Consider the following 1,065-nt stretch of genomic DNA (forward strand, 5'->3'; position numbering starts at 1 on the left):
AGTTCGGGGTGGGCGGTGCCGCCCTCGATGGCGGTGGAGGAGATGTGCGAGACCACGCGGTCGTCGACCGGGTCGTTCGCCGGGTCCTCGTGGACCACCAAGTGCTCGTAGGTGGTGGCCCGCTGCGCGGGAACCCGGCCCGCACGGCGGATCAGATCGATGATCTCCAGGCGGTTGGAGCGGTGCTTGGCACCGGCCGAGGAGACCACGTTCTCCTCCAGCATGATCGAACCCAGGTCGTCCGCACCGTAGTGCAGCGACAGCTGCCCGATCTCCTTGCCCGTGGTCAGCCACGAACCCTGGATGTGCGCCACGTTGTCCAGGTAGAGCCGCGCCACCGCGAGGATCCGCAGGTACTCGAAGACCGTGGCCTGGGTGCGGCCCTTCAGGTGGTTGTTCTCGGGCTGGTAGGTGTACGGGATGAAGGCGCGGAAGCCGCCGGTGCGGTCCTGCACGTCGCGGATCATCCGCAGGTGCTCGATGCGCTCGGCGTTGGTCTCGCCGGTGCCCATCAGCATGGTCGAGGTGGACTCCACGCCCAGGCCGTGGGCGATCTCCATGATCTCCAGCCAGCGCTCGCCGGACTCCTTGAGCGGGGCGATCGCCTTGCGGGGCCGGGCGGGCAGCAGTTCGGCGCCCGCGCCCGCGAAGGAGTCCAGGCCCGCCGCGTGGATGCGGGTGATCGCCTCCTCCACGCTCACCTTGGAGATCCGCGCCATGTGCTCGACCTCGGAGGCGCCCAGCGAGTGGATGACCAGCTCGGGGTAGGCCTTCTTGATCGCCGAGAAGTGCTCCTCGTAGTACTCGACGCCGTAGTCCGGGTGGTGCCCGCCCTGGAACATGATCTGGGTGCCGCCCAGCTCCACGGTCTCCGCGCAGCGGCGCAGGATGTCGTCGAGGTCGCGGGTCCAGCCCTTGGCCTTGTCCTTGGGCGCCGCGTAGAAGGCGCAGAACTTGCAGGCCGTCACGCAGACGTTGGTGTAGTTGATGTTGCGCTCGATGATGTACGTGGCGATGTGCTCGGTGCCCGCGTACCGGCGGCGGCGCACCGCGTCGGCGGCCGAG

At 68.6% G+C, this 1,065-nt stretch carries 1 protein-coding gene; it reads right to left on the minus strand.

Annotated features, from left to right (window positions below; genetic code table 11):
* Positions 1-1,065: cyclic dehypoxanthinyl futalosine synthase (gene mqnC / locus HFV08_RS31020; RefSeq protein ID WP_168543890.1), on the minus strand; the 1,065-nt coding region annotated here is incomplete at both ends.

Origin of the sequence: Streptomyces physcomitrii (genome assembly GCF_012273655.1) — a bacterium.
Classification (GTDB): Bacteria; Actinomycetota; Actinomycetes; order Streptomycetales; family Streptomycetaceae; genus Streptomyces; species Streptomyces physcomitrii.